Here is a 21,588-nt window from a genome sequence, read left to right as displayed (position 1 = left end):
AGGCATTGCCTGGCGTTTTGATATGTCAGCCTGAATGACAGGCTCAGGCCTGCTTGTCTTCCAACAGTTTTTCCAGGGCTTCGACCTTGGTTTGCAGCGCTTCCAGCTTTTCGCGGGTACGCAGCAGCACATGTTGCTGCACCTCAAATTCTTCCCGGGATACCAGGTCGAGCTTCATCAACTGGCTTTGCAATACCTGCTTGCTGCGCTCTTCCACTTCTCCGGCAAACTGCTTGAGACCAGAAGGAAGGTTGTCACTGAGCTGTTTGGCCAAGTCTTCGATTTTTTTGGGGTTCAGCATCTGTCATTCCGCCTTGGTTTGAATTGGCTCGATTGTACCCCAGCCAATGCTCAAGCCCAAGTGCTGCTATAGATGATGAAACGCCTCCTTACGGAGGCGTTGTCAGTCTAGGAGCGCACAGTTGTCCTAGGTATCGAAGCGGTCAGCATTCATTACCTTGCACCAGGCGGCCACGAAGTCCTTCACAAAGGTCTCCTTGTTGTCGTTCTGGGCATAGTATTCGGCGTAGGCGCGCAATACCGAGTTGGAGCCAAACACCAAATCGACCCGGGTGGCAGTCCATTTTTTCTGGCCACTGGCCCGTTCGCAGATCTCATAGAGATTGTTGGCGACCGGCTTCCAGCTGTAGCTCATATCGGTGAGGTTAACGAAAAAGTCATTGCTGAGGCTGCCGGGATTGTCGGTCAGCACCCCATGTGCCGTGCCACCATGGTTGACCGCCATGGCCCGCATGCCGCCAATCAGCACTGTCATTTCCGGCGCAGAGAGCCCCATCAGTTGTGCCCGGTCGAGCAGCATTTCTTCCGGCGTGACCACGAACTCCTGCTGTTGCCAGTTACGGAAGCCATCTGCCAGTGGCTCGAGCACCTCAAAGGAGTCGATGTCTGTTTGTGCCTGGCTGGCATCACCGCGACCTGGGATGAAAGGTACCTTGATATTGAAACCGGCGGCCTTGGCAGCCAGCTCGACACCGAGGTTACCTCCCAGTATCAGGGTGTCGGCGATGCTGACACCCATGTCGTTGGCAATGGGGGTGAGCAGTTCCAATACCCTGGCCAGTCTGGCGGGCTCATTGGCCGCCCAGTCTTTTTGCGGCAACAAGCGAATACGGGCACCATTGGCGCCGCCGCGCTTGTCTGAATTTCTATAGGTTCTGGCGCTGTCCCATGCGGTGGCAACCAATTCGGCGGCACCAAGCCCTGTGGCGGCGATGCGTGCTTTTACAGCTTCCGGGTCGTACTGGCTGTTGCCCTTGGGAACTGGGTCTTGCCAAATCAAGTCTTCAGCGGGCACATCGGGGCCAAAGTAGCGGGATTTGGGGCCCATATCCCTGTGAGTGAGCTTGAACCATGCTCTGGCAAAGGTGTCGGCAAAATACTCGGGATCGTTATAAAATTTTTCGGCGATGCGGCGGTAATCCGGGTCCATCTTCAGCGCCATGTCCGCATCTGTCATCATGGGATTGCAGCGAATGCTGGGGTCTTCCACATCCACCGGCTTGTCTTCTTCCTTGATGTTCACCGGCTCCCACTGCCAGGCGCCTGCCGGGCTCTTGGTGAGCGCCCAGTCGTAGCTGAACAGCAGATGGAAATAGCCGTTGTCCCAACGGGTGGGGTGGGTGGTCCAGGCGCCTTCGATACCGCTGGTGACTGTGTTGCGGCCTATGCCCCGGCTTTGATGATTTATCCAGCCAAAGCCTTGTTCTTCCAGGGGGGCAGCCTCTGGCTCTGGCCCCAGATTGGCGGCGCTGCCATTACCATGGGCCTTGCCCACGGTGTGGCCACCGGCGGTCAGCGCCACGGTTTCTTCGTCATTCATCGCCATTCTGGCAAAGGTCACGCGCATGTCCTGGGCGGTTTTCAGCGGGTCTGGGTTGCCGTCCACCCCTTCCGGATTAACGTAAATCAGCCCCATCATGACCGCCGCCAGCGGGTTTTGCAGATCGCGAACCCCGGAATAGCGACTGTTTGCACCGCCACTGGGGGCAAGCCATTCTTTTTCTGCTCCCCAATAGGTGTCTTTCTCGGGATGCCAGATATCTTCGCGGCCAAAGGCAAAGCCGAAGGTTTTCAGCCCCATGGACTCATAGGCCATGTTGCCCGCCAAAATCATCAAATCGGCCCAGCTCAGCTTGTTGCCGTATTTCTGTTTGATGGGCCACAGCAGGCGCCGCGCCTTGTCGAGGTTGCCATTGTCAGGCCAGGAGTTAAGCGGAGCGAAGCGCTGTGCACCATGGCCGCCACCGCCGCGACCGTCGGCAATGCGGTAGGTGCCGGCCGAGTGCCACGCCATGCGGATCATCAGGCCGCCATAATGGCCCCAATCGGCTGGCCACCAGGTCTGGCTGTCGGTCATCAGGGCTTTGAGATCGTGTTTGAGCGCCTCTACATCGAGGCCTTTGAGGGCTTCCCGGTAATTAAAACCCGGCGCCATGGGGTTGGTTTTGCTGTCGTGCTGGTGGAGGATGTCGAGGTTCAGGGCCTTGGGCCACCAGTGGTTGTCTGCCTGGGTGGCAGAGGTTGCACCACCGTGCATCACCGGACATTTGCCTTCATTACTCATGTTGCTGCTCTCCTTAGTACCATTCCCTGTTTAAGGGCTTCCATCAGAAAACACGGTATCGACAGGGGCTGGGCAACTGAGTCACTCAGCTGCCATTTGCCGCCGACACCTTTGGCTGCACATTGTATTGACCTCCTCATACTAGTAGAGGGGAGAGTCGGCTTCCAATCACATTTAGCGATTGCAACGACCTGTTATTTAAGCGTTAGCATTGTTGCAGGCGAAGGGGAAATGGGCTGAGAAGGGCAATAAAAAAGCCGGGATAGTCCCGGCTTTTTCCAAAGGTTCAGTTATCAGGCGTTGGCCTCAACAAATTCAGGCAGCGGCTTGTGCTTTTCGCCGAGGAAACTGTAGATCACCGGCAGTACAAACAGGGTGAACACAGTGCCTATGGCAAGGCCAGCCACAATCACCAGACCTATGTTGAAGCGGGCTACGGCGCCGGCGCCGGAGGCGAACAGCAGCGGAATAAGGCCCGCAATCATGGCTGCAGTGGTCATCAGGATGGGGCGCAAGCGGATTTTGGCTGCCAGACTGATGGCCTCGATGCGAACGATACCACGGTGCAGCTGCTCTTCCTTGGCCACCTCACACATCAGGATCCCGTGTTTGGTGATAAGTCCCACCAGAGTGATCAGGCCCACCTGGGTATAGATGTTCATGGACGAGAGCCCGAACACATGGGTCCACCCCAGTGCAATCAGGGCGCCGCAGATGGCCAGCGGCACAGACACCAGGATAACCACAGGGTCTTTCAGGCTCTCGAACTGACTCGCCAACACCAAAAAGATGATGGCAATGGCCAGCAGGAAGGTGCTGTACAGCGCCGAGCCTTCGGTCACAAACTGACGGGCTTCGCCGAGGAAGTCGTAGTTGTAGCCCTTGGGCAACTCGTTGTCGCCTATGTCCTGCAGGAAGGCGATGGCATCCCCTATGGCAACCCCGGGGGTGGCCACGCCGCCAATGGTCAGCGAGTTCATCTGGTTGAAGTGGGGCAAAGAGCGGGGCTGAGCCACCATCTCGATTTCCACCAGGCTTGAGAGCGGAATTGAATTACCGTCGGCGGCCTTCACGTAATAATTTGCCAGCGACTCGGGATTGGCGCGCAGTTTACGCTCCACCTGAGGGATCACTTCATAGGAGCGGCCATCGAGGTTGATGCGGTTAACATAGCCGTCGCTCATCATGGTCGACAGCGTCATGCCGATATCCTGCATGGTCACCCCGTAGGTGCCCGCCAGATCGCGCTTGATATGGATGCGCATGCTGCCTGAGTCGAACTTGAGGTTCATCTCGGAGTAGATGAAATACGGGCTCTTTTGCACCTTCTCCAGCACTTGAGTACCAATCTGGAACAGGCTCTCAAAACTGCTGGCGGTAGTGACCACAAACTGAATTGGCAAGCCGCTGGAGGCGCCGGGCAATTCAGGCATCTCGAAGGTGGTTACCGCCATGCCGGGGATGCTCTTTACCTCACCGGCAAAGAACTTCTGCATCTCCTTCTGGCTCTTGTCACGCTCGCTCCAGGGCACCAGCGGCGCAATACCAAATGCCTGATTGGCGTTTGGAATGCCCACAAAGGCGAGTGAGGCTGCCGATTCAGGCTGGGCCGCAATCATGTTGGTGACCAGCGTCATGTTGGCCTGGATGTAATCGAGGTTGGCCGTGGAAGGCGCAGTACCCATCATCATCACCACACCTTTGTCTTCCTTGGGGGCAAGCTCAGCGGGGATGAATTTAAACAAAAACGGCAGCGAGGCAAACACGATAATCGCGAAGGCCACGACCACGGCACGCCTTTGCATGACAGCCGCCAGCATGCGGGCGTAACTGTCGGTCATGCGACTCAGGGTTGTTTCAACCGCATGCTCAAACTTGCTCGGCGCGCTGTGCTCTTTGAGGATTTTCGAGCACATCATGGGCGACAGAGTCAGTGCCACTATCCCCGAAATAAATACGGCGCCCGCCAGGGTCAGGGCAAACTCTTTAAACAAGGAGCCCGTGATGCCCCCCATCAGCGCGATGGGGGCGTACACAGCCGCCAGAGTGATGGTCATGGAAATTACCGGCACCGCGATTTCACGGGTACCTATGATGGCAGCGCGAAACGGGCTTTCGCCGAGCTTGATGTGTCTGTCGACGTTTTCCACCACCACGATGGCGTCGTCCACCACCAGGCCGATGGCCAGTACCATGGCGAGCAGTGTCATCAGGTTCAAACTGAAGCCGAATGTTTGCATGATGATGGCCACGCCAATCAGCGACAGTGGAATGGTCACAATTGGAATAAGCACGGCGCGCAGCGAACCCAAAAACAGGGTGATCACCACAATCACGATAATCGCCGCTTCACCTATGGTTTTGATAACCTCATTGATGGACTCATCGATGGCGCGGGATGAATCATAGAGAATGCGCGCCTTGATGGATGGCGGCAGACTGCGCTCGATTTCCGGCAGCAGAGTACGGGCATCGGCGGCCACCGTGAGAGGGTTGGCCGTGGGTGTCACGTCCAGACCTATGACCACGGCCTCCTGACCGTCGGCCAGTGCGCGGTACACATCGTGGCTCTTATCCAGCGACACTTCAGCAATGTCACCGAGGCGAACCACCTTGCCGTCACCACTTTTAATCACCAAGCGTTTCAGTTCGTCGATGGTGGCCACCTGAGTATCGGCGGTGCCGTTAAACAGGGTATAGACACCATTGGCCTGACCCACGGCAGACTGGAAGTTGTTGGCCTGCAGTACCTGCATCACTTCGGTGGCGCTCAGGTTGAACGCGCCCATGCGAGCCGGGTCGAGCCATATGCGCATCGAGTACTGGATACCGCCGTAGAGGTTAACCTTGGCGACCCCGTTGATGGTAAAGAGCTGCGGTTTAACCACCCGCTCCAGATAGTCTGTCAGCTGGCTCGAGTTGATGCTGTTGCTGGAAAAGGCGATATAGAGCACAGACGTTTGTGAGCCGGTGGACATGGTCACAGTCGGGTCTTCCGACTCCTTGGGCAGCTGCGAGCGCACCGAATTTACCTTGGCAAGAATATCAGCCAGGGCGCCATTGGGATCGGTATTGAGCTTCATGTACACGTTGATATTGGACTTGCCGAGAAAACTCTCGGAGGTCATAAAATCCACGTTGTCGGCCTGGGCCAATGCCTGTTCCAGCGGCTGGGTAATAAAGCCCTGAATGAGGTCGGCGTCGGCACCATAATAACTGGTGGCCACGTTGACCACGGTATTGGTCATCTCGGGATATTCCCGCACCTGCATGCTTTTGAGGGCATTCAATCCCAGCAGCAGTATGAGGAAGCTTATCGAAACGGCAAGCACCGGCCGTTTGATAAAGATATCTGTAAAGCGCATCCGGATATCTCCTTAGAGCTTGGGCATGGTGGCGGCTTCGGTCATGGCCTTATCTTCCACCACGCTGACCTTGCTGTTGTTGGACAGGCGGATTTGCCCGGATGTGATCACCAGATCGCCTTGCTTCAGCGGGCCCGTGACCAGAGCATCGTTGCCACTGCGCTCGAGTACATTCACGTTGATTTGGCGAACTCTTAAAACGGGCTGGCCGTTTTCGTCATGCTTCTCAACCAGATAAACCGAGTTGCCATAAAGCGTAAAGTTAATGGCAGTCTGCGGCAGTACGATTTGTTGCTCGAGCTTATCGAGGAGAACGCTGACCCGGGCAAACATACCGCTTCTGAGGCGGGCATGATCGTTGGGGATCCGCGCCTGGATCTGAATCAGACCGCTTTGATAAAAGACCGCAGGTTCGATGGCGGCAATTTCCCCTTCGAAGGCTTCTTCCGGATAGGCATCCACATACACATGAATTTTTTGCCCCACGGCTACTCTGGGTAACTGGGTTTGTGGAATGGTGAAGCGGATTTTCATGGTGCTGATGTCTTCAAGACGCACTATGTCACTGCCAACCTGCAGATACTCACCGAGGTTAATGTTGCGGATACCCACCAGGCCAGAGAAGGGCGCGCGGATTTCGCGGCGACCTATGGTGGCTTCCAGGCTTTCGATATCAGCCTTCAGTGCCAGATACTTGGCCTCGGCGTTGTCCAGGTCCTGCTTTGATACCGATTTTTGTGCGTACAAACGAGTTAAGCGTTTGAAGTCGGCTTCAGCGGCAGGCAGCTGCACCAGCTTGGCCTGCAGGTTTGCCTTTTCGACCCGGGTGTCCAGGGCAACCAGCAACTGGTCTTTGCTGATATTGCTGCCATTCTCGAAGGCGATGTTGGTGACTACGCCCGCCGCTTCGTTGGCGATGGTGACACCCTGATGGGGCTCGACAAAGCCGATAGCGTCAATGGTGGGTTGCCACTGAGTAGGGCTTACTGCCAGCGCCGTGACCGGAAACTCGGCTTCCGGCATATTGGCGATGGCCTCGGCAATCTTGCCTTTTACAAACAGATTAAAGCCGATGACACTCCCCAGAGTCACCAGCGCTATGGTCAGCATGACCAGAATCCACTTTTTCATTGCCTATTGGCTCCGCTTATTGGTGAGGCTTGATGGCGCGCCAGCACAGGTCACATACCTGCTCCAGCTCGCTTTGTTGAAAGTTCATGCCGGTGCGGCGCATTCGCCTGCACAGGCCCACGGCCGGCTCAAAGGCCAGCGCAAACAAGAGTTCATCATCCATCTCCAACATCAGTCCCTGGGCCTTCGCCTCGGCGAAGAGTGCGTGCAGGGGGGCGAAGGTTTCCCGCTCAAACTTGCGGTGCTCTTCGCTGTTGGCGCCGGGAAGATGGGTGTATTGCTCGAAGTTGAGCCGCTCCAGGGTACAGGTTTCGCCGAGGCGGATGATGTTGAACCAGATACGCCGAAAACGGGCCTCGATGCTGCCTTCAACGGCATCAGCGAGAATAAAGTTGGCGATTTGGGTCAGCACATCGCGTCTCAATTCATCGATGAGGGCATCTTTATCGGCGAAATACCGATAGATGGTGCCCGCAGCCACACCGGCATCTTTGGCCAGCTTCTGCATCGACAGATTGTGAAGTCCGTCGTTGGCGATAATGTTTTCGGCTGCTCTGAGAATTTGTTCCCGCTTGTTGTCCATAACTGACACCTGTAGTGAATGAACGTTCATTCATTTTATGGTGCTGCAATAAATTTGGCAAGCGCTGCAGGGTCGCCTGCATGCTTTGGGATCTGCTATGATCGCCAGTCCTCTGTTTGGTTAACCCGGTTAAATATCGCCCCCATGAAGCTGAACCCCGCACAAAATGATGCAGTCCATTATGTTTCCGGTCCTTGTCTGGTATTGGCGGGTGCGGGCAGTGGTAAAACGCGGGTGATCATCAACAAAATTGCTTATCTGGTGCAGAAGTGTGGCTATCAGGCTCGCAATATTGCCGCCGTGACCTTTACCAATAAGGCGGCGCGGGAGATGAAAGAGCGGGTCGCCCAATCCATGGGTCGCAAAGAAGCGCGGGGGCTGTGGATTTCTACCTTCCACACACTGGGTCTGGAAATTCTCAAGCGCGAGCACAAGGCCGTAGGACTCAAGGCCGGCTTTTCGCTGTTTGATGACCAGGACACCCTGGCGCTGTTAAAGGAGCTCACTGAAAAAGAGCTTCAGGAAGACAAGGATCTGCTCAAGCTGCTGGCGACCTCGATTTCCAACTGGAAGGGCGCGCTGGTGATCCCGGATCATGCCCGCAAGGTCGCCAAAGATGAACGGGAGCAGCTGTTTGCCCTCTTGTATCAGCGCTATGCCCAGCATATGAAGGCATACAATGCCCTCGACTTTGATGACCTTATTCTGCTGCCGACCCTGCTGCTGAGGCATAACGAAGAAGTGCGCAGGCGCTGGCAGACCCGTATCCAGTACCTGCTGGTGGACGAATATCAGGACACCAACGGCAGTCAGTATGAGCTGGTAAAGCTGTTGGTGGGCGAGCGCGCCCGTTTTACCGTGGTGGGTGACGATGACCAGTCAATCTATTCCTGGCGCGGTGCCAAGCCACAAAACCTGGTGCTGCTCGGTAAGGACTTTCCGAGCCTCAAGCTTATCAAGCTGGAGCAGAACTACCGGTCCAGTCAGCGAATCCTGCGTGCGGCCAACATCCTCATTGCCAATAATCCCCATGTGTACGACAAGTCACTGTTTTCTGAGCTTGCTTACGGCGAGCCCATGCGGGTGATAACGGCGCTGAATGAAGAGCAGGAGGCCGAACGGGTGGTGGCTGAAATTATTCGCCATCGCTTTGTGGGCAAAACCAGTTACGGCGATTACGCCATTCTCTACCGTGGCAACCACCAGTCGCGCCTGATAGAAAGGGCGCTGATGACCAACCGCATTCCCTACAAGCTCAGCGGCGGTACCTCGTTTTTCTCCCGCGCCGAAATTAAAGACATCATGGCCTATCTGCGGCTGGTGGTGAATCCGGACGATGACAATGCGTTTTTGCGCATCGTAAACCTGCCCAAACGCGGCATAGGCCCGGCAACCCTGGAGCGTCTGGGTAACTTTGCCAACAGCAAACATATTTCCATGTTTGCCGCCATTTTTGAGCCTGAGCTGGAGCTCCATCTGGGGAACAGTGCCATGACGGCGCTGGAGCAATTTGGCCGCTTTATCGTGGAAACCGGTGATATTGCCGAGCGCGGCGAAGGCGTGGATGCCATCAAGCAGCTTATCCGCAAAATCAATTACGAGGACTTTCTCTACGAGACCAGCCCCAGCGCCAAAGCGGCCGAAATGCGGATGAAGAACATCTCCGAGCTGTATCGCTGGGTGACTGAGATGCTCAATGGTGACGATCTGGATGAGCCCATGACGCTGTCGGAGGTCGTGGGCCGTTTGACGCTCAGAGACATGATGGAGCGTAACAGTGAAGACGAAGCAGGGGACCAGGTGCAGCTGATGACCCTCCATGCCTCTAAGGGGTTGGAGTTTCCCTATGTGTTCATGATTGGCATGGAAGAGCGCATTCTGCCGCACCAGACCAGCATTGATGAAGACAATGTGGAAGAAGAGCGTCGGCTCGCGTACGTGGGGGTGACCAGGGCGCAGCGTGAGCTTTGGTTTACCCTGTGCCGTGAGCGGCGTCAGTTCGGCGAAACCATGCGCTGTGAACCCAGCCGTTTTCTGGACGAGCTGCCTCAGGATGACTTGATTTGGGAGAGTCGCAAGCAGCCCCAGACAGAGCAACAACGTCAGGAAACGGGCAAAGCCAACATCGCCAACCTCAGGGCCATGTTTAAAAAATAATGTCTCGGGACATCAGGCGCAGACGCTGCTCTGCGCCTGATTCAGTGGCTGCAGTTGTTGAATGCGGTCTATGCCGGCCTGAATTAAACTCTGGCGGGTGAGGCTGCATTCGGTGCCTGAGGCGATAACGATTAATCCCAATGACGTGGCTGCCATTGCCGAGGCGGTGAGTAAGCGCACTTTTTCCGAGCCAAGTCTGTCTGTCGTAGGCGCCAACCTTAACGCCTTGATGGGCATTAAAGTAAGGGATTTAAGAGAGCTGTAGCCATTGCCATAGCCGGATAGCCCAAAGCTCACCCCCAGTTTTCCCAGTGCCTCAAAGCCTGCAATGTGTCCCTGAGTGTCTTGCACCAGGGCGCGCTCATCGAAGAACAACCACAACCTTGCGGTATCCAGATTCAGCTCTCTGACCATATTTTTCAGGCCTCTCAGGGCATGTTTGTGCTTGAGATGGGCGCTGGATAAACACAAATGCAGTTCGGCTTCGTTGAGTTCGAGGGGAAGTGGACGCTTCAGGTGTCTGAGCAAACAGCGGTCCAGCTCGAGGATAAGATTGGAGCGCTCGGCAATGGACAAAATGGTGTCTTCAGCCAGCTCGCCCCCTTTGGGGGGACGCCAGCCAAGGCTTAAACGATAGGCCAGCGGCTCGCCCGTGGAGAGAGATTCCACCGGCAGGATTTTGAGATATAACTCATCCCGCGCCAATGCGTCCCGCAGTAAGGCTTCGTCATGCAGTTCTGCCTGATGTTCTTGCCGACGTTTGCTGTCGTAAACCACATAGCAACCCTTGCCCCGGGACTTGGCCTGATACATGGCAGCGTCAGCGTCTCTCAGCATTGACTCGGGGGTATCCTGTTGGCTGCGCCCACTCACGGCAATGCCGATGCTGGCGCCGGACTGAAACAGGGCATCGCCCAACTGGAAGGGTTCTGACAGCTGCGACAGGATGCGTTCGGCTACTTCCTCGGCATCCTTGGGAGTATTGATTTGGTCGAGGAGCACGACAAATTCATCGCCCCCCAATCTGCCAAGGGTGTCGTTTTCGCGAATGCAATTGGACAGTCGGCGGGCCGTTTCTATCAGGAAGCGGTCGCCCTCAAGGTGACCCAGAGTGTCATTGATTTGCTTGAATCTGTCGAGGTCGATGAAGAGCAGGGCGAATTGGTCACGTCCATGGCGCCTCACATGACGCACAGCCTGGCCGAGACGTTCGGTAAACATACTGCGATTGGGCAGGCCTGTCAGGGTGTCGTGTTTGGCGTCGTGAATCAGCTTTTGTTCCACTTCACGGCGGCGTTGAATTTCCAGTTCCAGCTCGCGGGTGCGTTCAGCGACTTTTGATTCGAGCCGCTCGTAGCTCTTTTTCATGAACTCAGCATGCTGTTTGCGCTCGATGGCGGTGCCTATGTGCTGGGAAACAAAGGTCAGCAGCTCCAGATCGCGTATTTGATAGTTCTGAGTCATGCTGAGGCTGTAAATGGTCAGGGCGCCGCGAACTTCGTCTCCGATAAAGAGCGGAACGCCAATCCATTGATGCATCTTTTGGGTGTTGTTCAGCGTAGGGGTGTTGACATAAATCTCCCCCTTATTGACCAGGTCCTGAATATCTTTTTGATCCAGCAGCAGTGGGCGGCGTCTGCTGAGCAGGTATTCAGTCAAACCGTCGGTCAGAGGGCGACGGCTGGGGGGCTCTGTGCCCAACTGCGAAACATAAAAGGGGAAACGCAGCTGCTGATTGGTATCGTCAAGCAGCGCGATATAGCAGTTGCTGGCGGGGATCAGGTGGCTGAGAATGTTGTGAAGTCGGCTGTAGAAGTCTTCCTGCTCCAACCCCGAGGCCGACAATTCGGCAATTTCAAACAGAGATTTTTGCAGCCGCTCGGCTCTGCGTCTTTCATAGACTTCGAGTTTCAGCTTGTCGTAGGCTTCGCTGAGTTCCTTTGTCCGCTGATCGATGGATTGTTCGAGCTGCTCCTGATGACGAAGTCGCTCCATCACCCCTGAAATATGGTGGCTGATAAACTCCATCAGCTCGATTTCGGTAAGGCCATAACTCACGTTGGGATCGTACGTTTGTACCACCAGGACGCCGGTTGTACGCTCCTGATACCGAATGGGCACGCCGAGCCATTGATGGCTGGCACTGCCCAAATTCTCGATGGCTTCTTCAGCAACAAGGCGTTCAAAGTCCGCTTCGTTGCACAGCATGGTTTCGCCGCAGCGAAATACATAACCGGTAATGCCGCGCGTCAGTATGCTGTGGATGTCTCTATCTGGGTACATCTGGGCCGGGTGGGGGTCCATTTCATCGGCAAAGAAAGGGATTTCCAGACGTTCGGTACGGTGGTTGTAAGTGACAATAAAAAAGTTATCAGCCGCTATCAGGGATTTGAGATGCAAGTGAACGCCAGCATAGAAGTCTTCCGGAGAATTTACTTCGGTGGCGATGTGGGTAATTTGTAAGAGTGCATCCCGGATGATTTCGGCACGTTTATACTTGCCGGCTAGCCGTCTGAGCCTGTCAACCCGCTTAAGTAACCGCTCAATGCTTTCCCCTGACGGGGAATTGGCTTCATCCTTAAATCCAGTATCCCTAAACATATTGTTCGTCGCAGTTGTGTATTAGTGGGTAACAGAGACGTTAAAAGAACAGCATACTCTCGAATGGGGTAGGCTCAAAGTGAATTCTTAGAACGATTTTTGTGCATACACACCAGTGGATTAATCAAAACTTGAGCAAACGATGAAAAAAAGCATTTTATGCTCTGGACTCAGGAACAAATACCTCCTACTATATGCGGCGCTGACACGGCGGGGCACCCATAGCTCAGTTGGATAGAGCGCACCCCTCCGGAGGGTGAGGCCGAGGGTTCGAATCCTTCTGGGTGCGCCAGTTGGATTAAGTCGGGTCAGCAAGGAAATTCAGTGGTGACTGTAGCTCAGTTGGTAGAGTCCCGGATTGTGATTCCGGTTGTCGTGGGTTCGAGCCCCATCAGTCACCCCACTTTTCCAGATGAAGAAATTCGTCGGTGATTAGCGCAGTCCGGTAGCGCATCTGCTTTGGGAGCAGAGGGTCAGAGGTTCGAATCCTCTATCACCGACCACTTCCTCTCTTTTTTGAATGCGGATAAATGCCTTGCGGCATTTTTTTGTTTTCAGCCACAGTGTTATTCGATGTTTCGGTGATTAGCGCAGTCCGGTAGCGCATCTGCTTTGGGAGCAGAGGGTCAGAGGTTCGAATCCTCTATCACCGACCACCTTCTTTCTACACACATCCTCTACACATTATTCCACCGTCTGAAACAATATTGTTTGGTGTGGCCTTGTTGCATCTGTTGTCTGACATCTATCTCGATGAATGGTGACTGTTTGGCTGAGCCTGGGTTATTGGATGAAAAATAATAAAGGCACCCAAAGGTGCCTTTATCAGTGTTGCTGTGTATTAATCCACACTCACAGGTGGAGAAATAAAGCCTTGGTATGCCGTTGTTTTCAGTGGAATGAAGCGCTCTAACTGCGGCTTTTCCTGAATACCTGTAACAATAACCTGAATTTCCAAACCACGGGCCACGTTGACCAAGGCACGGCAGAGCTCTGCGTTGTGCTGGTTTTCGTCGTAGTAAGCAAAAGATTGATCCAGTTTTACATAGCTGGGTCTCAGGGTTTGCAGATAGGACATAGAGCCAAACTGACGGCCAAAGTGATCGATACCAAACTTTGCGCCATTGTCCCTGATAATGGCGCACAAGGCCTCACAGGCTTCCGGATTACTGTAGACCCCGGATTCAGGAATATCGAAGCACAGCCGTTCCGCCATAGGCGTTGAGCGAAGGAACTGCTGTAACCACTGATGGAACTCAGTGTCGGTCAAACTTTGATGGGTCAGGTTAATGGCCACTGGTTCAAAGTTGCGCTCCAGTAGATGTATGTCATGCACCTTTTGGATCAAACATTTATCCAGCAAAGCCCCCAGGGAAAGCAGCTCTACATAGGGCATAAATTGTCCGGCATGGGCCAGCTTATCGCCAATTTCCAATTGGCAGTAAAGCTCATGCTGCAGCAGGCCTGCGCCATCTGTGAGCTGAATGGGCTGCCAACGGAATTTGAACAGTTTGGCATTGATGGCGCTGGAGAGCTTTTCACGCCATTGTTCGCGAGTAAACATCTGCTCTTCACTGGACTCAAACCAGTGATACACCTTGCCACCCTTGATAGCGGTTTGCAGTGCGTTATCCGACTGCGCCAGGATGTCAGACACTGTCATTGAGCCAATGCGTTCAGCAATACCTATGGCGAAATGCTCATTGGGTTTACCACCAGCTTTTGAGATTTCCTGATTGACCGTGCGGATCAGGGTTTGCAGGTACTTACTGATAAGTTCTTTATCAACATCAAATACCAGGAATGCAAACTCAAACGCGGCAATTCTGGAAACCACGCCCGGCGCAATTTCTTCCAGTTGGGATTGCAGTTTTTCTGACAGGAGTTTGATGGTTTCGTCGCGTACCTGATAGCCGTATTTTGCATGCACTTCTTCAAGCCAATCAAACTTGGCCATAAAGAGTGCACCACTGCCGGGTTCAGAGAGCCAGCTGTTGATGCGTCCCACCAGATATTGACGGTTGGGCAAGCCAGATACCTGATCCACCAGATTCTTTTTGCGCAGCGAGGTAACTTCTTCGTCCAGTGAACTGAAGATCTGCTTGAGCTGGGAAGACATGCTGTTAAAAGCAATAACCACTTCCTTTAACTCACTGGTCTTTGGGATCGCAAGTTCAGGGCCGAACTGGCGATTGGCAATGCTCTTGGCGTGTTCAGAGACTATGTGCAGTGGTCTCAAAATCCAGCTAAGACCAAAACGTGCGAGGAATATGGCAACCAAAAACAGGACGGAGAAAACGATGATTGTGTTGGTGAGAATTCGCCAAAGCTCGTGATAGCCAAAGCCTGGGTGGGCTGTCACTTCCAGTTGCGCCAGTTGCAGCCACCCCGAAGTGATGGTGCTTTCCTTTTTGATGGTGCCGAATATATCAAGGTTAATGAACCACTGGGGAACGCCCTGGATTTCGAGGCTGTTGTTCCACTCTTGCTGTTTTCCATCCACTAACCAAGTCAACTTTACCTGCTGGTAGTAGCCACCTTCGAAGATAACATTAATCAGAGTCTCGGCGGTGGCGATATCGCCGGTTTCCAGAGCAGGGACCAGCAGCAAACCCAGTGAATTGCTGACGTTATTGAGGTCCGACTCCATCTGTTTGGTCAAAAAGCTTTTGGTCTCAGTAAATTGCACATAAGCCAAAGCAGTAATTACCAATAAAAACAGACCAAACAATAGCGAATACAGCTGTCGAAACAGTGTCATATCGTTAGTTACTCCAATCTCATCTTGGGTTGCCTGAGCCGATCAACTCCTAATCTGTGGGTTAGATCGGTCCATTTTTCCAGCCGCGAGGAAGAGCCCGCGAGCACACCCCGTCCCTTTTCTTTGTTTAACCACAGTTGTTTACCGTTAAAGCTATAAACAGGCAGCAAATCTCGCCTGGCTGTTGCCGGCTTGATTGCCTTATCCAGATTATCGAGTACCAGTGGCACGGACCCCGGCGTTTCATAATAGGCCAGCACCATGTGGTATTGATTGACTGAGGTTGCCTTTACCATGGTGATCCTGAGCTTCTCGTCCGGTATACCGAGTTGCAGCAGGGTAAAATACTTGGCGATGGAAAAATCCTCACAATCGCCACCGGCAACCCCGATAAACTCCATGGGTGTTGCCCAATAGTTGGAATCGCCCCACAACTTAATGTCGTCGACGAAGGTGAACAGATTAAAAAAGGTGTTCACCTTCGTCAGCTTTTCCATTTCGCTCAGCCCTTGGGCCGAGTCAACCACTTGAAACCAGGCATTGGCACGTTTTCCGGCCCTGGGGCCATATTTGCTCTCCAGGGTGGAAACGATTTTGCTCCTGTCCAGCTGTGTGCTGGACTGGGCAAACAGACAAGTTCCCAATATGGCCGTTGCCAACAGACTGTGTTGGCAGACCCTAAGCATTGTTTGGGTAAACGTTTGTCCGCCTTTCATGCTATTGATTCAAATGTTATTTCACTTCCTGGTCGACAGTATATATGTGCCACTTCATGTCTGCAGTAGTGTCGTCACCAACAATCTCCGCGATCACCCGACGGTTTTTGTCGTGTGCTTCAGGGGTGTCACTTGGGTCAACCGGGTTGTTGTAGCCAAATCCCACCGCCTTGAGGCGGCCGGAGTCGATACCATATTGCTGGGTCAGCACGTCGGTGACAGCATTGGCTCGGCGCTGAGACAGCTCCATATTGTAGTCATACCCACCTGTCCGGCTACAGTGGCCTTCAATGGTCACCTTGGTATTGGGAAATTGACGCATGAACGACGCCAGTTCCTCAATTTGTCCGAAGTATTGTGGGGCCAGATAGGATGAATCGTTGGGGAACAATACCTTGACTTCCCGACGTTCGTTGATGGTTTTGATATCACCGCAGCCGTAGTTATCGATAGCTGCACCCATCATGGTGCCAGCACAGCGCTCACGGGCTTCAATCACACCGTCACGATCTGGGTCGTTCAGATCGAACACTTGCGTCGTAGGCTGGTCCATGTTCACTGTATCGCGCATGGAACAGGCGCCAAGGCTCAGCAGAGCCAACATCAATAAAGTCATTCTCATGGTTTTACTCCCCCTTCATATTCACGCTCTCCCTGCCATACTGTGGGTCTGGTTACCTTCAGTGAATCCAGCAGGCGACCAGTGGCATTCAATACCCGATACTTGGCAACAATCTCATCGAACTCGGCCTGCAGATAATCTTTACGGGCTTCAAAGAGTTCGTTTTCGGTATCCAGCAAGTCGAGTAAGGTGCGCTGACCCAGATTAAACTGTTGGGTGTAAGCCACTTGTGTGTCTTTTGCCGCTTTAACGTGCTCGCGGATATAGTCTTTCTGAGGTGTCAGCATTTCATAGGCATTCCATGCCAGATTGACGCCTTCAACGACTTCACGGTAAGCGCGTTGGCGTATTTCTTTGGCTTCACCGATTTTGTAAGCGGCTTCTTTTTCACGGGCCAGATCTTTGCCGCCAGCGAACAGGTTGTAACGCACACGAACCATGGCAACCAGGTCGTTGTTGTAACCACCTACATCAGTACGGAATGCACCAGTGCCCGCTATGCCGTCTTCGCCATCGAGGTTGTTGTTCCAGTTACCATCGAGTTCAAGAGTGACGCGTGGGTAGTAGCTCGATTGCGCCGATGAACGCTCGTTTTCGGCAGCATTGATGTCGGCAGCAGCAGACTTGAGCACTGGGTGGTTGTCCTGTGCCAGGGTCACGCTGGTAGACAAGTCAGTTGGCAGCATATCGGCATCTGGTACGGGAACAATCATGTCGTCGGGTGCTTTATCTACCACGCGGGAGAACTGCGCCTTGGCATCGAAGAAGTTATTGCGCGCCGAAATCACGTTGGCGTTGGCGCGAGCCAGACGACCTGTGATTTGGGACAAGTCAGCAATAGAACCCAGGCCTGAATCAGTACGCTGCTTGATTTGGTCATAGATTTCTTTGTGAGTTGCCAGGTTTTTCTCCGCCAGAGTCATTACTTGCTCGGTACGGATGTAATTGACATACACCTTAGCCACATCCAGCGCCATGTCTTCGGCCGCGGCGAACAAGGCCCACTGATCTGCGCTGGCTTCAAAGCTCAGACGGTCCACCTCGCTGGCAGTATAAAAACCATCGAACAGCATTTGACGGATACTGATACCGGCTTCACCGCGCTTGAGTTCAAAGTCACCATCTTCACGACCGAAGCGACGACGGGTTGCTGGACTGTCCGTTTGCTCCCAGCCCCAACCACCGGTGAGGTCCACCGTAGGCATGTAGCCAGAAATCGCCTGATTTACCTGCTCTTCACGCGCTTTAAAGCGGTTGAACGCAGCACGCAGGTCAGGGTTACTGTCCAGCGTATGGGCGACGGCCTGTTCGAGCGTCATGGCACTTGCGGCCATAGGCATCATGATGCCACCTATGGCTGCAGCCAGTACGCCCAAGCGCAACTGTTGCAAGCGTTTCTTGTTCATTGATAAACCCTCCCGGTTTAGTTAGAGCCTCATCGTTCCCTAAGTGCGGTGTCTTTGGCTCTTAGAATTGGATTAAGTATGTATTCAAGAATGGATCTTTGTCCGGTGATGACATCCACTGAGGTGAGCATCCCGGGGATAATTGGCATCTCCGTGCCATCGTCTTTAACCAAGCTGGACTCTGCGGTCCTGACGCGTATCAGATAAAAGCTGTTACCTTCTTCGTCCTGGGTGGTATCGGCACTGATATGTTCAACAGTGCCTTCTAACCCGCCATAGCGGGTAAAATCATAGGCTGTAACCTTAACTACCGCAGGCAAGCCAACGTGCAAAAATGCGATGTCTTTCGGGGTGATCTTGGCTTCAATGAGCAGCTGATCTTCGGATGGCACGATTTCCATAATATTCACCCCGGGCTGCACCACGCCCCCGAGAGTATTGATATGCACTGTCTTCACAGTGCCATTAACCGGTGAGGTAATGACCGCTTTACTGACCTTATCCTGTGCCCCGACCTGTGCCTCGCTCATGCGCGATAGACGGGTTTGCATCTCGTTTAGCTGGGCGCGGGTATCTGCGGCGAATACAAACACGGCTTCCCGGCGTTTTAAGATGGCCTCATCCAAAGTGGCTTTGATTTTGGGGCGTAGCAGACGCATTGCTTTGAGCTCGCCCTGGAGTTCATTCACTGTGCGCTCGAGCTTCAGCAGTTCAACTTCCGGCACAATGCCTTTTTGTGCCAAAGGACGGGTTAGCTCCAATTCGCGACTGATGAGCTGAAAACTGGTGGTCATGGTCGCAATCTTGGTGGTCAGCTCTTCGTTTTCCTGCTGCCGCTGCTGAATTTGTCTGGCGAGAATTTCCAGTTGGTTTTCCAGATTGTCGAGTCGGCCGTTGTACTCGGCTTGTTGATGCACAATCATTTCAGGTTTTTGAGCATTCAGCGCTTCTGGGAATGTCAGGTCCTGTTTGACGATGCGAACCTGCTCACGCCAATCAGATGCCATATCCGACACGGTAATGCTGTTGAGTTCAGCCCGCATGCGGATCACATTGGCCTGCAAGCTGAACACCTCTTCTTCCTGTTGGGCAAAGTCCGAACGGAAGCGGGTATCGTCGATACGCGCCAAGGGTTCCCCCTTGCTGACCAGATTACCCTCGCGCACGAACAGCTCTTGCAGTACACCACCGTCCAAGCTTTGAATAACCTGAATTTGCGACGAAGGGATAACCTTGCCAGTGCCTACGGTAACCTGATCCAACTCGGCAAAATATGCCCAGATGAGGAAGGTAAAAACCAATGAGGTGAGTGCCCAGATAGTCAGTCTATGGCTGGTCGGGGCATCGGTCATCATGGCGCCATAGACGTCATCAACCATCTCCAGATCCCGGGTTGTCAGCGCTTTACTCATCCTTTGGCGCCTCCCGCGAGCAGTCCCAGACTCAGTTTCTCGAGCACGTCATTTTTGGGGCCATCAGCGAGCACATGACCACGGTCCAATACGATGACCCGGTCGACCAATTTCAGCAGGTGCATCTTGTGGGTGATGATAAGTAAGGTCCTGTCTTTGCTGACATGCTCCATAGCGCGAATAAACTGTTTCTCCGCTCTGGCATCCAAACTGGCAGTGGGTTCGTCCATCAGCAAAATGGGTGGGTCGTTCAGGGTGGCCCGAGCCAGGGCGACAGTTTGGCGTTGTCCCCGAGACAAGGCCTGTCCACCTTCGCCGACCTGTTGATCCAGCCCTTCGGATTCGAGATTGGTAAAGAGGCTGACACCAGAGATTTGCACTGCGCGGATAAGCTGATGCTCAGATACCTGGCGGGTACCAAAGAGTATGTTGTCTCTGATAGAACCATGGAACAACACCACATCCTGAGGCAGGTAACCGAAGTTTCTGCGCAGATCGCTGGGGTGGATCTGTGCGCTGTCAATTCCATCGTATCTGAGGCTGCCTTTGGTGGGTTTGTACAGGCCACACAGGAGTTTGGCCAACGTACTTTTCCCTGAGCCATTGCGGCCAATGATGGCCACCTTTTCACCCGGCTGAATAGACAAAGACGTTGGATGCAAAACCGGTTTCTCAGAACCCGGATAGCAAAAGCTCACATGGTCAGCTTCGATTTTGCCCATAAGACGGGTTTTACTGACCAAATGCCCTTTATTTTCAAACTCATCTTCCTGAGTCATGATTTGGTCCAGCTGCTTTAACGCACTGGCTGTGTGATTGGCGCGGGTTAACAAACTGGCCAACTGTGCCATGGGGGACATGGCGCGGCTGGAAAGCATCACTGCTGCGATAATACCCCCCATGGAAATGGCATTATCGGCAACCCGATACACCCCCAGAATGACCACACCCACCACGGTCAGTTGCACCATAAAGCTGGCAACGTTTGATACCGAGTTGGACAGCTTTTTGGCCTTGAGCTGCCAGTTGGCCGTGTGCCCTATCATCTGTTGCCAACTTTTTTGTACCAACCCTTCTGCGCCATAGGCTTTGATGGACTCAAGTGCTGCCAGACTTTCAATCAGGTGTCCGTGTTTCAGACTGGCGAACTTATTACTTTCATCAATAGCGGCTTTAAGCTTTGGTTGTATGTACAAGGTGTAGCCAATGATGATGGCGCCGCCGAGTAATGGCAGCATCGCCAGATCGCCAGCCACAATAAAGATAATGATCAGGAAAAAGAGCGCAAAGGGTAAATCCACCAGGGTGGTAATGGTGGCGGATGTCAGAATGTCTCTAATGCTGTCAAACTCGCCGAGCTGTTTAGCCATACCGCCAACACTGGGAGATCGTTTTGACAGTGGAATACCAACGGCTTTGGCAAACAGTTGCGATGACACTATGATGTCGACTTTTTTACCAGCAACATCAATCAAGTAGCTTCTAAGCTGGCGCATGACCAAATCAAAGATGTAAGCAATGCCTGCACCAATGGCCAGTACCCACAGAGACTCGAATGCCAGATTGGGCACTACTTTATCGTACACATTCATGATAAAGAGTGGCGAAACCAGGGCAAAGAGGTTCACCAACACTGAGGCGATAAGCGCATCCCGGTAGATTGGTGCCGCATCTTTTAAAGTTTTCAGTAACCAGTGGCTTTTATTGTCGTGATGATGCACGTCAAAGCGCATATCACCCCGATATTGCTGTTTTACCAGAAACAGATAACCGACATAGAGAGTTTCGAGCTGCTCAATGGGGAGAGTCTCTTCTCCGCCGGTTTCAGGCAACTGAATGACAGCTTTTTCAGGGGTCAATTCTCTGAGAAGGCAAGCTTTCTTATCTTTCAGCAGCAGGATGCAGGGCATCATGATGGGAGATATCTGGTCCAGACCTTTACGGGTCAAGCGGGCGTTGAGACCGGCTCTGGCCGCAGCCTGAGGGACCAAATCAGGCGTCAGTACGGCTCCCGATAAGGGAAGGCCCGCCGCCAGTGATTCACTGGAGCAGGGGGAACCAAAATATTCAGTGAGGAGCACCAGGCTATCCAACAGGGGATCGACAGTGACCCGCGTGGAAGCTGCGATAGTCCATTGCTCATCGCTTCCGGAAGCAGATAAAGACACCGTTTACATTTACCTTATTATTTTTATGACGTTAGACCCAGTATAGTTATGCCGGGCCATATTGCTATAGCCCGGCATTTTC

General features: G+C 53.4%; 13 protein-coding genes and 4 tRNA genes. 5 read left to right on the top strand and 12 right to left on the bottom strand.

The annotated features are described in order from the left end of the window. Positions 1-43: 43 nt before the first annotated feature. The 5 genes from ubiK to K0H63_RS17885 all read right to left on the bottom strand — a co-directional run bounded on the left by ubiK (position 44) and on the right by K0H63_RS17885 (position 7,663). Entirely contained in the window at positions 44-301 is a 258-nt protein-coding gene (gene ubiK / locus K0H63_RS17905; protein ID WP_011761378.1) for a ubiquinone biosynthesis accessory factor UbiK, read from the bottom strand. Positions 302-427: 126 nt separating this feature from the next. Then, the gene (gene katG / locus K0H63_RS17900; RefSeq protein ID WP_220065847.1) at positions 428-2,584 is read right to left on the bottom strand and encodes a catalase/peroxidase HPI; all 2,157 of its coding nucleotides are present in this window, start codon (positions 2,582-2,584) and stop codon (positions 428-430) included. A gap of 293 nt (positions 2,585-2,877) precedes the next feature. Beyond that, positions 2,878-5,949, bottom strand: coding sequence for a multidrug efflux RND transporter permease subunit (locus K0H63_RS17895; protein WP_220065846.1), 3,072 nt, complete (start codon positions 5,947-5,949; stop codon positions 2,878-2,880). A gap of 12 nt (positions 5,950-5,961) precedes the next feature. After that, positions 5,962-7,080 carry an efflux RND transporter periplasmic adaptor subunit gene (locus K0H63_RS17890; RefSeq protein ID WP_220065845.1) on the bottom strand — a complete coding sequence of 373 codons (1,119 nt, stop codon included), beginning with the start codon at positions 7,078-7,080 and terminating at the stop codon, positions 5,962-5,964. A 16-nt stretch (positions 7,081-7,096) separates the two neighbouring features. Next, positions 7,097-7,663, bottom strand: a complete 567-nt coding sequence (locus K0H63_RS17885; RefSeq protein WP_220065844.1) for a TetR/AcrR family transcriptional regulator — start codon at positions 7,661-7,663, stop codon at positions 7,097-7,099. 144 nt (positions 7,664-7,807) lie between these two features. Here K0H63_RS17885 and rep point away from each other — a divergent pair, with 144 nt between their 5' ends. Beyond that, complete coding sequence (gene rep / locus K0H63_RS17880) at positions 7,808-9,820, top strand: DNA helicase Rep (RefSeq protein WP_220065843.1); 2,013 nt, start codon at positions 7,808-7,810, stop codon at positions 9,818-9,820. 12 nt (positions 9,821-9,832) lie between these two features. Here rep and K0H63_RS17875 read toward each other — a convergent pair whose 3' ends face one another. Continuing rightward, positions 9,833-12,421: a bifunctional diguanylate cyclase/phosphodiesterase gene (locus K0H63_RS17875; RefSeq protein ID WP_220065842.1), complete on the bottom strand. Its 2,589-nt coding sequence runs from the start codon at positions 12,419-12,421 to the stop codon at positions 9,833-9,835. Between the two features lie 215 nt (positions 12,422-12,636). On the opposite strand from K0H63_RS17875, the gene K0H63_RS17870 reads away from it, so the two are divergent. From K0H63_RS17870 to K0H63_RS17855, 4 genes are all read left to right on the top strand, one after another. Then, positions 12,637-12,713, top strand: a tRNA-Arg gene (locus K0H63_RS17870). Positions 12,714-12,748: 35 nt separating this feature from the next. Continuing rightward, positions 12,749-12,824 (top strand) — tRNA-His (locus K0H63_RS17865). Between the two features lie 23 nt (positions 12,825-12,847). Further along, positions 12,848-12,924: transfer RNA gene (locus K0H63_RS17860), tRNA-Pro, on the top strand. A gap of 76 nt (positions 12,925-13,000) precedes the next feature. Beyond that, positions 13,001-13,077 (top strand) — tRNA-Pro (locus K0H63_RS17855). A 185-nt stretch (positions 13,078-13,262) separates the two neighbouring features. On the opposite strand, the gene K0H63_RS17850 is transcribed toward K0H63_RS17855, so the two are convergent. Genes K0H63_RS17850 through K0H63_RS17825 form a run of 6 tightly spaced genes read right to left on the bottom strand, consistent with a single transcriptional unit; the run spans position 13,263 to position 21,506 of the window. Beyond that, positions 13,263-15,182: a bifunctional diguanylate cyclase/phosphodiesterase gene (locus K0H63_RS17850; RefSeq protein WP_220065841.1), complete on the bottom strand. Its 1,920-nt coding sequence runs from the start codon at positions 15,180-15,182 to the stop codon at positions 13,263-13,265. 8 nt (positions 15,183-15,190) lie between these two features. Next, a complete protein-coding gene (locus K0H63_RS17845) occupies positions 15,191-15,898 on the bottom strand; it encodes a transglutaminase-like cysteine peptidase (protein ID WP_220065840.1) in 708 nt (235 codons plus the stop codon). Positions 15,899-15,914: 16 nt separating this feature from the next. Beyond that, on the bottom strand, positions 15,915-16,520 hold the full coding sequence (locus K0H63_RS17840; protein WP_220065839.1) for an OmpA family protein: 606 nt from the start codon (positions 16,518-16,520) through the stop codon (positions 15,915-15,917). After that, positions 16,517-17,926 (bottom strand): TolC family outer membrane protein, encoded by a 1,410-nt coding sequence (locus K0H63_RS17835; RefSeq protein WP_220065838.1) that lies wholly within the window; start codon positions 17,924-17,926, stop codon positions 16,517-16,519. The genes K0H63_RS17840 and K0H63_RS17835 overlap by 4 nt, the downstream gene beginning before the upstream one ends. Before the next feature lie 29 nt (positions 17,927-17,955). After that, positions 17,956-19,338 carry an HlyD family type I secretion periplasmic adaptor subunit gene (locus tag K0H63_RS17830; RefSeq protein ID WP_220065837.1) on the bottom strand — a complete coding sequence of 461 codons (1,383 nt, stop codon included), beginning with the start codon at positions 19,336-19,338 and terminating at the stop codon, positions 17,956-17,958. Then, a complete protein-coding gene (locus K0H63_RS17825) occupies positions 19,335-21,506 on the bottom strand; it encodes a type I secretion system permease/ATPase (protein ID WP_220065836.1) in 2,172 nt (723 codons plus the stop codon). The genes K0H63_RS17830 and K0H63_RS17825 overlap by 4 nt, the downstream gene beginning before the upstream one ends. Positions 21,507-21,588: the final 82 nt, after the last annotated feature.

Origin of the sequence: Shewanella zhangzhouensis (genome assembly GCF_019457615.1) — a bacterium.
GTDB classification, from domain to species: domain Bacteria; phylum Pseudomonadota; class Gammaproteobacteria; order Enterobacterales; family Shewanellaceae; genus Shewanella; species Shewanella zhangzhouensis.
The sequence above is the reverse complement of the archived record's forward strand: the minus strand, read 5'-3'. Positions and strand labels throughout refer to the sequence as shown.